Below are 10,365 nucleotides of genomic sequence, written 5' to 3'. Positions count from 1 at the left end.
CCTTGGGAAACCAAGGGTTATCTCCAATATCTAGCGAGGTTGCACTGGAAGCAAAATCCGGTCGCACCTGAAGTTCGATTGTGGCAACCCGGCAATCGCACTCAAATAGATCACCTGGCCCAAAAGCCCAGGTATAACAAAGCCACATCCGACATACCGGAGGATTCCAATGAAGTTTCGCACCACTTTGAAGCTTGTCGCCGCCAGCATCGCCGCCGTCGGCATGGCCGCGGCCGCGCAGGCCGCCGACGTCAAGTTCGGCTTTGCCGCGCCCCTGACCGGTCCCCAGTCGCACTATGGCGAGGACATGCAGAACGGCCTGAACCTGGCGCTGGAAGAAGCCAACAAGAAGGGCGTGAAGGTCGACGGCCAGCCCGCCAAGTTCGTGCTGGTGTCGCGCGACGACCAGGCCGACCCGCGCGTGGGCGTGCAGGTGGCGCAGCAGCTGGTCGACGAGAACGTCGTCGGCATCCTGGGCCACTTCAACTCGGGCACCACGATTCCCGCTTCGCGCGTCTACCACGAAGCCGGCCTGCCGCAGATCGCCATGGCGACCTCGCCCGAGTACACCAAGCAGGGCTACGAAACCACCTTCCGCATGATGACCAGCGACACCCAGCAGGGCGCCGCGGTCGGCAAGTTCATGGTGCAGAGCCTGAAGGCCAAGAAGGTCGCCATCATCGACGACCGTACCGCCTACGGCCAGGGCCTGGCCGACGAGGTCGAGAAGGCCGTCAAGGCCGCCGGCGGCCAGGTGGTGCGCCGCGAGTACACGACCGACAAGGCCAACGACTTCACGGCCATCCTGACCAACATCAAGGGCTCGGCGCCCGACGCCATCTTCTACGGCGGCCTGGACGCGCAGTCCGGCCCGATGAAGCGCCAGTTGGCCACGCTCGGCCTGAAGGCGCCGCTGGTCTCGGGTGAAATGACCCGCAGCGACACCTTCATCAAGCTGGCCGGCGACGCCGCCGACGGCACCTACGCCTCGCTGGCCGGCGTGCCGCTGGACAAGATGGCCGCGGGCAAGGACTTCGAGCAGCGCTACCAGGCCCGCTTCAAGAAGGCCCCCGGCGTCTACGCGCCGTACGCCTATGACGGCGCCTGGAACATGATCGCGGCGATCGAAGCGGCCGGTTCGGCCAAGCCCGAGAAGTACCTGCCGGAACTGGCCAAGCTGAACCGCAAGGGCGCCACCAGCGAGCACATCGCCTACGACAAGAACGGCGACCTGAAGGAAATCTCGGTCACCATCTACGAAGTCAAGAATGGCAAGTGGGAGATGGTTGAAACGATGGTCAGCCAGGCCAACTAAGGCTGCCTGACCCGGCCAGGACGCGGCGCCGCCGCGCCTGGCCATCTTGATTGACCCCGCGCGCGCCGCCCGGCGCGGCGGCGATTTGCGCGAAGGCGGCCCCCGGGGCCGCGCCGCATCCGATCCTCGCGCGATTTTTCCAGGCTTATTTCCACGGCCCCTATGGATATCTTCATTCAACAACTGATTAACGGCGTCACGCTCGGCAGCGTGTACGCCCTGGTCGCCCTTGGCTACACCATGGTGTACGGCATCATCGGGCTGATCAACTTCGCGCATGGCGACGTCGTCATGATCGGCGCGATGGCGGCCACCACGATCGCCATCTCGCTGGTCGGCGGCGACCCGTCCGCGTCCGCCTTCATGGTGCTGGGCCTGGGCCTGCTGGTGTCCGTGCCGCTGTGCATGGCCGTGGGCTGGACCGCCGAGCGCGTGGCCTACCGGCCGCTGCGCCGCGCGCCGCGCCTGGCCGCCCTGATCACCGCCATCGGCGTGTCCATCATCCTGCAGAACGTGGCGATGATGGGCTGGGGCCGCAACTATCTGAACTTCCCGCAGGTGCTGACGCCGCAGGTGTTCGAGATCTTCGGCGCCCGCATGAGCACGCTGCAGATCGCCATCGTCGCGATCGCCGCGCTCATCATGGGCGGGTTGCTGGCCGTGGTGCACAAGACGCGCCTGGGCACCGCCATGCGCGCCACCGCGCAGAACCGCGAAGTGGCCGGCCTGATGGGCGTGAACATCAACACCGTGATCTCAGCGGCGTTCCTGATCGGCTCGGCGCTGGCCGCGGTGGCCGGCATGATGGTCGCCACCTACTACGGCGTGTCGCAGTACACCATGGGCTTCATGCTGGGCCTGAAGGCCTTCACGGCCGCGGTGCTGGGCGGCATCGGCAACCTGGTCGGCGCCATGGCGGGCGGCCTGCTGCTGGGCATCATCGAATCGCTGGGCGCCGGCTACATCGGCGACCTGACCGGCGGCTTCCTGGGCAGCCACTACCAGGACGTGTTCGCGTTCTTCGTGCTGGTGCTGGTGCTGATTTTCCGTCCGTCCGGCCTGCTGGGCGAGCGTGTGGGGGACCGCGCATGAGCACCACCCTGAAAAACAGCGGGCTGTCGACCCGCAACCTGATCGGCATCGCGCTGATCGGCATCGTGCTGGCGGTGCTGCCGTTCGTGATCGGCATGGCCGGCCAGAGCTGGGTCCGCATCCTGAACTTCGCGCTGCTGTACGTGATGCTGTCGCTGGGCCTGAACATCGTGGTGGGCTTTGCCGGCCTGCTGGACCTGGGCTACATCGCGTTCTACGCGGTGGGCGCCTACACCTGGGCGCTGCTGGCTTCGCCGCACTTCGGGCTGCACCTGCCGTTCTGGGCGATCCTGCCGATCGCGCTGGCGGTGGCGTGCCTGTTCGGGGTGCTGCTGGGGGCGCCGACGCTGAAATTGCGCGGCGACTACCTGGCCATCGTGACGCTGGGCTTCGGCGAGATCATCCGCATCTTCCTGAACAACCTGAACGCGCCGGTCAACATCACCAACGGCCCGCAGGGCATCAACCGCATCGACACCTTCAAGGTGGGCGAGTTCGCCTTTGGCCGCACCGAGAGCCTGCTGGGCATCCGCGTGACCGGGCCGGAGAAGTACTACTACCTGCTGCTGGCGCTGACGCTGATCATCATCCTGGTGTGCGTGCGGCTGCAGAACTCGCGCATCGGCCGCGCCTGGGAAGCCATCCGCGAAGACGAGATCGCCGCCAAGGCCATGGGCATCAACACCCGCAACATCAAGCTGCTGGCCTTCGCCATGGGCGCCTCGTTCGGCGGCGTGGCGGGCGCGCTGTTCGCGTCGATGCAGGGTTTCGTCAGCCCCGAGAGCTTCTCGCTGATGGAGTCCATTTCCATCCTGTGCATGGTGGTGCTGGGCGGCATGGGCCACATCCCGGGCGTGATCCTGGGCGCGCTGATCCTGGCCGCGTTGCCGGAATTCCTGCGCGCCGTGGTCGAGCCGGTGCAGCAGATGGTGTTCGGCGCGGTGGTGCTGGATCCCGAGGGCATCCGCATGCTGCTGTTCGGCCTGGCGATGGTGTGCGTGATGCTGTTCCGTCCCGCCGGCCTGTGGCCGTCGGCCGTGCGCAAGCGCGAGCTGGCCACCAAGACGCAGGGAGGCGCGGCATGAGCAAACTGCTGCAAGCCCAGGGACTGGGCAAACGCTTCGGCGGCCTGCAGGCCCTGTCGGACGTCAGTTTCGACATCGAGCAGGGCGAGATCTACGGCCTGATCGGCCCCAACGGCGCCGGCAAGACCACGCTGTTCAACGTGCTTACGGGCCTGTACATCCCGGAAGACGGCAGCTGCACCTTCAACGGCGCCTCGATGTCGGGCAAGAAACCGCACGAGGTGGCGCACGCCGGCCTGGCGCGTACCTTCCAGAACATCCGTCTGTTCGCCAACCTGAGCGCGATCGAGAACGTCATGATCGGCCGCCACATGCGCACCCGCGCCGGCGTGCTGGGCGCCGTGTTCCGCACCCGCGGCACGCGCGCCGAGGAAGCGGCCATCGAGGCCCGCGCCCAGGAGCTGCTGGACTACGTCGGCATCGGCCACCGCGCCAACGACGTGGCGCGTTCGCTTCCCTATGGCGACCAGCGCCGCCTGGAAATCGCGCGCGCCTTGGCCACCGATCCCAAGCTGCTGGCGCTGGACGAGCCGGCCGCCGGCATGAACGCCTCGGAAACCGTGGTGCTGCGCAAGCTGATCGAGAAGATCCGCGACGATGGCGTCACGGTGCTGCTGATCGAGCACGACATGAAGCTGGTCATGGGCCTGTGCGATCGCGTGCTGGTGCTGGAATACGGCAAGGTGCTGGCCATGGGCAGACCCGCCCAGGTGCAGCGCGACCCCAAGGTCATTGAAGCGTATCTGGGCGCGGGCGCCGCCCAGGATCCGCTGATTCATCAGGAGCGCCCGGCATGACGACGGCAAGCAAACCCCTACTGGAACTGCGCGGCCTGCAGGTCGCGTACGGCGGCATCCGCGCGGTGCGCGGCATCGACCTGCGCGTGGACGAAGGCGAACTGGTGTGCCTGATCGGCGCCAACGGCGCCGGTAAGAGCACGACGCTGCGCGCCATCTGCGGCCTGGTGCCGCTGGCCGGCGGCGAAGTGGTCTACGGCGGCCAGTCCATCGGCGGCCAGAAGTCGCACGAGCTGGTGCGCCAGGGCTTGGTGATGGTGCCCGAGGGACGCGGCATCTTCGGCCAGCTCACCATCGAGGAAAACCTGGCGATGGGCGCCTACATCCGGCGCGACGCCGCGCAGGTGCGGCAGGACACCGACCGCGTGTTCACGCTGTTCCCGCGCCTGGCCGAACGCCGCAAGCAGGCGGCCGGCACGCTCTCGGGCGGCGAGCAGCAGATGGTGGCCATGGGCCGCGCGATGATCGCGCGTCCGAAGCTGTTGTTGCTGGACGAACCCTCGATGGGTCTGGCGCCGCTGATGGTCGAGAAGGTCTTCGAGGTGGTGCGCACCATCGCCAGCGAAGGCGTCACGATCCTCTTGATCGAGCAGAACGCGCGCCTGGCGCTGGAGAACAGCCACCGCGGCTACGTGATGGAATCCGGCGAGATCACGCTGTCCGGTCCTGCGGCCGACATGCTGCACGATCCCAAGGTGCGCGCCGCGTACCTGGGGGAAGTGGAAGAGGCGTAGCCGCGTTCCGCTTGCCGCACAAAAAAAGCCCGGCCTGGCGGCCGGGCTTTTTTTGTGCCGCGCTGGCGGGCTACGCGGGTTGCGCCACGACCCGCTCGCGCCCGATCAGCAGGGCGATGACGGCGGCGATAAGGCCGGTGGCGCCGGCCGCGACGAAGGCCATCAGGTAGCTGCCTTGCGACTCGCGCACCACGCCCGCCATCCAGGCCGCGCTGGCCGCGCCCAACTGGTGGCCGGCAACGATCCAGCCGAACACGATGGGCGCCTCGCGGTCGCCGAAGGCTTCAGTGGCCAGGCGCAGCGTGGGCGGCACGGTGGCGATCCAGTCCAGGCCGAAGAACACCGCGAAGATCGCCAGGCCGTAGAACGAGAAGTCGGAATAGGGCAGATAGATCAGCGCCAGTCCGCGCAGCCCGTAGTAGACGAACAGCAGCTTGCGCGGATCGTAGCGGTCAGTCAGCCAGCCGGAGGCGGTGGTGCCGAACAGGTCGAAGATGCCCATGATCGCCAGCAGCCCCGCCGCCTGCACTTCGGGCATGCCATGGTCGCCGCACAGCGCGATCAGGTGCGTGCCGACCAGCCCATTGGTGGTGAAGCCGCAGATGAAGAAGGTGGCGAACAGGAACCAGAAGGTGCGGGTGCGGGCGGCGCGGGACAGGGCGCCGAAGGTGGCGGCGATCATGCCGGTGCGCGGCGTGGCGGGCGCGGGCGGTTCATGCGGGTCGCTGCCGAAAGGAACCAGGCCGACGCTGGCGGGGCGGTCGGGCACCAGCCACCAGGCCACCGGCACCAGCGCGGCGGCGGCGCCCGCCACGGTCCAGACCACCCGGGTCCAGTCGCCGGACGACGCCAGCGCCGCGAGGATGGGCAGGAAGATCAGTGTGCCGGTGGCGGTGCTGGCGGTCAGCAAGCCCATCATCAGGCCGCGATGCTTCGTGAACCAGCGGTTGACCACCGTGGCGCCCATGACCACGGCGACCGCGCCCGAGCCGACGCCGGAGAACACGCCCCAGGTCAGCAGCAGGTGCCACGGCTGGGTCATGTAGGCGCTGGCGGCGGTGGAGAGGGACATCACCGACAGCGCCGCGATCAGCACGCGGCGCACGCCGAAGCGTTCCATCGCGGCTGCCGCGAACGGCCCCACCAGTCCATACAGGAAGATGCCGACGGCGGCCGAGAACGAAGTGGTGCTGCGATTCCAGCCAAAGCTCTGCTCCAGCGGCACCAGCAGCACGCTGGGAGATGCGCGCAGGCCGGCCGAGACCAGGAGCGCCAGGAAGATCACGCCGACGACCACGAAAGCGTACTTCTGTCCCGCGCGGCGGAAGGGGATGGGAGGGTGGGCTATACTCATGTTACTGACCGGTACGTAATTGGGTTTGCGAATGGTACGTACCGGTCAGTAACGCCGTCAAGCGATATTTTCTGACGGCCGGTTTTCAGGGCTGCCGGCGTATGACGGCCGGTCTCAGCAAGGAGTTTTCGAATGGCCAGCAAATCCCCCGCGGGCGGCAACGACGCCAAATCTGCCGCCACACCCACCGCCAAGCCTCCCCTGGCGGCCGACCGCATCCGCCAGACGGCGCGCGAGATGTTCTACCGCGACGGCATCCGCGCGGTGGGGGTGGACGCCATCGTCAACCAGGCCGGCGTCACCAAGCCCAGCCTGTATCGCAGCTTCTCGTCCAAGGACGAGCTGGCGGCGGCCTATCTGCGCGACTACGACGCCGAATTCTGGGCGCGCTTTAACGCCGCCTGCGATGCCCACCCGGGCGATCCGCAGGCGCAACTGCGCGCTTACCTGTCGGGCCTGAGTGTGCGGGCGGTGCAAAGCGGCTATCGGGGCTGCGGCCTGACCAACGCGGCGGTCGAGTATCCGGAGGCCGGCCACCCGGCGCGGGAAGTCGCCGTCGCGCACAAGCTGGAACTGCGCCGGCGCCTGACCGCGATGGCGGCCGAAATGGGCGCGCCCGATGCCCAGGCCCTGGGCGACGGCTTGCTGCTCCTGATCGAAGGCGCCTTCGTGTCGAGCCAGTTGTTCGGCGAAGGCGGGCCGGCTGGCCGGGTGGCGGACATGGCGGACCTGATGATCGACGCCCACCTCGGCCGCCGTTGATTGCTGCGATGCACAATAATAGTGCCGGATACGGTGCCCGATGCACCGATTTGGTGGTGTTTGTACCCATTTCGCAACGCCAAAAATAATGCTAGGCGATTTTATTGCAACGCAGCAACCACGGATCTAAGATGAATTCGCGTTGTTCCCCATCGCGCTTTCTCAAGGAGAGAATCATGAGCGATACCGCGTTGAAAAATGCCCGCATGTCGGATGCGCTGGAGCAGTCCTTGATCCGCGAGGCCATCAAGGCGGAAACCCTGTCCGGGCCGTTCTCGCGCTCGGGCTGGCGCCGGCTCAAGCTGCGCATGCGCCGGTTCGGTGGCGCCATCGGTGAAGTGCTGCACGACATGGACGCCGGCCGCCGCCAGCATCCTGTGATTTCCGCCCACCGTTGAGCGGCGCATCCGCGCCAGGAGAAAAACGCCAGCTTTCGCTGGCGTTTTTTTATGCCCGACAGCCTTCAGGCCGTGCCCGCCGCGGCGTCGATGATCCAATCCAGGAAGGCCCTGACTTCCGGCCGTTCGGCCGCGCCCGGCACGGTGACGGCGTAGTAGGCGAATCGCGCCGGCCACGGCTTGTCCAGCACCTGCGCCAGCCGGCCGGCGGCGATCTCCTGCTGCGCGTACTGCTGCGGCACCAGGGCCAGCCCCTGGCCGGACTCCGCCGCGCGGATCAGCAGGAAGTCATCCTCGAAGGCATTGCCGCGTTCGGCGCGGGCATCCGCCGCCACGCCGCTGGCCGCCAGCCACAGCGGCCAGTCGGCGCGGTCCGAGTCATGCAATAGCGGGTAATCCAGGCAGTCGGCGGGTTCGCGGATCGCGCCCGGCGCGACCAGTTGCGGACTGGCCACGGGCACCAGCACCGGCGCCATCAGGCGCACGCTTTCCAGTCCGGGGTAGTCGCCCAGGCCGTGGCGCAGGGCGACATCGACCCGGTCGCGGCGCAGGTCGGTCAATGCCGAGGTCGCCTCCACGCGGATCTCGATTCCCGGATGCAATTGCTTGAACGCGCCCAGCCGCGGCACCAGCCACGAGGCGGCGAAGGTGGCGACCGTGCTGATGGTCAGCGTGTGTTGCCCCTTGCTGGCCTCCAGCGCCGCCATGGCCTGGTCGATCTGCGCGAAGGCCTGCAACAGGGCGGGATGCAGCGTGGCGCCGGCCGGCGTCAGGCGCAGGCCCTGGCGTTCGCGGGTGAACAGCGCCAGGCCGACGCGGTCTTCCAGCAGGCGGATCTGCTGGCTGATCGCGCCCGGGGTGACGTGCAGCGCCTGGGCCGCGGCCTTGATGCTGCCGCGTTGGCCGACTTCGACGAAGGTGCGCAGGGTCTGGAGCGGGACGGAGGACATCGAGTTTAGTTTTTCTAAAGAATGAGGGCAGAAATCATCGCTTCTGATTATAGGAGCTTGTTGCCATCATGGCGCGGTCGGTTTGAATTTCCGACGCCACGAAAACTAAACCGAGAGGATCGCTTTGATGACCCCTGCAACCCGTGTCCGGCAGCCTGTCCAGGTCGGGGCACAGCCATGATCGACCTGTATACCGACAGCTCCCCCAATGGTTTCAAGATCACCATCGCGCTGGAGGAACTGGGCCTGCCCTATACCCTCAGGCACGTGCATATCGACGCGGGGGAAAACCGGCGGCCGGCATTCCTGCGGCTCAATCCGCACGGCCGCATCCCGGTGCTGGTCGACCATGCCACCGGCATCACCCTGTTCGAGTCGGCGGCGATCCTGCTGTACCTGGCCGACAAGACGCGCCAGTTGTTGCCGATCGATCCCCCGGCGCGCTGGCAAGCGATCCAGTGGCTGATGTTCCATGCGGCCAGCGTCGGTCCCATCATCGGCCAGCGCGTGCACTTCGAGATTTTCTCCGCCACCCCGCAGCCCGAGGCGATCGAACGCTACCGCGGCCTGTGCGACGCCGCGTTCGGCGTGCTCGACGGGCAGCTGGCGCGGCATTCCCATGTCGCGGGCGAAGACTATTCGATTGCCGATATCGCGCACTTCGGCTGGACCCATATCGCCCGCATCGTCGGCTTCGATTTCAGCGCCCACGCCCATTTGAGCGCGTGGCATGAACGCATCGCCGCCCGGCCGGCGGTCCAGCGTGGCGTCACCTTGCCCGCGCCGGCCGTCGGCGCCTGAACCTGCTCAATCATGGAAACGCAAAATGCTTGAATCCACCACGACGTCCTCCGTATCCATCCCCACCGGCGCTTCCGCGCCAGCGTTCGCCGCCCATCCGGGTTATTGCCGCATGTTCGCGCCCGGCCAGCTCACCCTCGGCATGTTCCTGCCGCTGCGCTTCTACAACGGCGACATGCAGGTGCTGGCGGGGCAGTCGGAGCTCGTGACCGAGATCGACCGGCTCGGCTTTGCCGCCGTCTGGGTACGGGACGTGCCCTTGATGGACCTGGGCTTCGGCGATGCCGGACAGGTGTTCGATCCCTTCACCTACCTGTCGTTCCTGGCGGCCCGAACCCGTTCGATCGCGCTGGCCACCGGCAGCGCCATTTTCTCGTTGCGCCATCCGATCGACCTGGCCAAGGCCGCCGCCACCATCGACCAGTTGTCGGGCGGCCGGCTGGTGATGGGCATCGCCTCGGGCGACCGGCCCTCGGAGTTTCCGGCCTATGGCATCGAACACGAGCAGCGGGCCGAGCGCTTCCGCGATGCGGTGGCGTACTTCCGGCGGCTGCTGGGCAGCGCGGGCGGCACCATCGAATCGCCGTTGGGCCGCACCCTGAGCGGCACGCTGTTGCTGCCCAAGCCGGCAACGGGCGTGATCCCGCTGATGGTGACGGGCGGCTCCGGCCAGTCGCCGGCGTGGATCAGCGAACATGCGGACGGCTGGTTGAGCTATCCCGGCCCGTCGCACGACAAGAGCGGGCCGGCGCGGCTTGCCGACAAGATCCGCATCTGGCGCCAGGGCATACCGGACGGCGGTTTCCGGCCGCACATGACCAACGAGTGGCTGGATCTGGTCGACGACCCCGACCATCCGCGCACGCCGCTGCAGGGCGGCTTCGTGTTGCGCACGGGCAGGAACGGCTTGATCGCGTTGTTGCGGGAGTGGCAGGCCGCCGGGGTGAACCACGTGGCCCTGGGCATCCAGTTCTCGGAACGGCCGGCGGCCGAGATCATCCATGAGCTGGCCGAGGAAGTGCTGCCGCATTTTCCGTCGCTGCCGGGGCCGGCCCCGCGCGACGGCCGCTGGTGAGG

General features: G+C 67.4%; 11 protein-coding genes. 9 read left to right on the top strand and 2 right to left on the bottom strand.

Translation table 11 applies throughout. The annotated features are described in order from the left end of the window. Nucleotides 1-169 precede the first annotated feature (169 nt). From ACUTAG_RS02580 to ACUTAG_RS02560, 5 genes are all read left to right on the top strand, one after another. Complete coding sequence (locus tag ACUTAG_RS02580; RefSeq protein ID WP_006383980.1) at nt 170-1,315, top strand: branched-chain amino acid ABC transporter substrate-binding protein; 1,146 nt, start codon at nt 170-172, stop codon at nt 1,313-1,315. Between the two features lie 162 nt (nt 1,316-1,477). Further along, nucleotides 1,478-2,407, top strand: a complete 930-nt coding sequence (locus ACUTAG_RS02575) for a branched-chain amino acid ABC transporter permease (protein ID WP_006383979.1) — start codon at nt 1,478-1,480, stop codon at nt 2,405-2,407. Beyond that, nucleotides 2,404-3,492, top strand: a complete 1,089-nt coding sequence (locus ACUTAG_RS02570; RefSeq protein ID WP_006383978.1) for an ABC transporter permease subunit — start codon at nt 2,404-2,406, stop codon at nt 3,490-3,492. The genes ACUTAG_RS02575 and ACUTAG_RS02570 overlap by 4 nt, the downstream gene beginning before the upstream one ends. Then, nucleotides 3,489-4,289: an ABC transporter ATP-binding protein gene (locus ACUTAG_RS02565; protein WP_148318171.1), complete on the top strand. Its 801-nt coding sequence runs from the start codon at nt 3,489-3,491 to the stop codon at nt 4,287-4,289. The genes ACUTAG_RS02570 and ACUTAG_RS02565 overlap by 4 nt, the downstream gene beginning before the upstream one ends. After that, nucleotides 4,286-5,023, top strand: a complete 738-nt coding sequence (locus ACUTAG_RS02560; protein WP_006383976.1) for an ABC transporter ATP-binding protein — start codon at nt 4,286-4,288, stop codon at nt 5,021-5,023. The genes ACUTAG_RS02565 and ACUTAG_RS02560 overlap by 4 nt, the downstream gene beginning before the upstream one ends. A 70-nt stretch (nt 5,024-5,093) precedes the next feature. On the opposite strand, the gene ACUTAG_RS02555 is transcribed toward ACUTAG_RS02560, so the two are convergent. Continuing rightward, the gene (locus ACUTAG_RS02555) at nt 5,094-6,377 is read right to left on the bottom strand and encodes an MFS transporter (protein ID WP_026384476.1); all 1,284 of its coding nucleotides are present in this window, start codon (nt 6,375-6,377) and stop codon (nt 5,094-5,096) included. Between the two features lie 132 nt (nt 6,378-6,509). On the opposite strand from ACUTAG_RS02555, the gene ACUTAG_RS02550 reads away from it, so the two are divergent. Beyond that, nucleotides 6,510-7,139, top strand: a complete 630-nt coding sequence (locus ACUTAG_RS02550) for a TetR/AcrR family transcriptional regulator (protein WP_446649971.1) — start codon at nt 6,510-6,512, stop codon at nt 7,137-7,139. Nucleotides 7,140-7,315: 176 nt separating this feature from the next. Beyond that, nucleotides 7,316-7,537 (top strand): hypothetical protein, encoded by a 222-nt coding sequence (locus ACUTAG_RS02545; RefSeq protein ID WP_006383972.1) that lies wholly within the window; start codon nt 7,316-7,318, stop codon nt 7,535-7,537. 65 nt (nt 7,538-7,602) lie between these two features. On the opposite strand, the gene ACUTAG_RS02540 is transcribed toward ACUTAG_RS02545, so the two are convergent. Continuing rightward, nucleotides 7,603-8,487 carry a LysR substrate-binding domain-containing protein gene (locus tag ACUTAG_RS02540; protein WP_024069525.1) on the bottom strand — a complete coding sequence of 295 codons (885 nt, stop codon included), beginning with the start codon at nt 8,485-8,487 and terminating at the stop codon, nt 7,603-7,605. 177 nt (nt 8,488-8,664) lie between these two features. Here ACUTAG_RS02540 and ACUTAG_RS02535 point away from each other — a divergent pair, with 177 nt between their 5' ends. Continuing rightward, entirely contained in the window at nt 8,665-9,288 is a 624-nt protein-coding gene (locus ACUTAG_RS02535; protein ID WP_024069524.1) for a glutathione S-transferase family protein, read from the top strand. A gap of 25 nt (nt 9,289-9,313) precedes the next feature. Further along, nucleotides 9,314-10,363, top strand: coding sequence for an LLM class oxidoreductase (locus ACUTAG_RS02530; RefSeq protein ID WP_006383969.1), 1,050 nt, complete (start codon nt 9,314-9,316; stop codon nt 10,361-10,363). The last annotated feature ends 2 nt before the right edge of the window (nt 10,364-10,365 follow it).

It is taken from the genome of Achromobacter sp. CSND-B12 (genome assembly GCF_052906545.1).
This window is presented reverse-complemented; position numbering and strand designations above follow the sequence as displayed.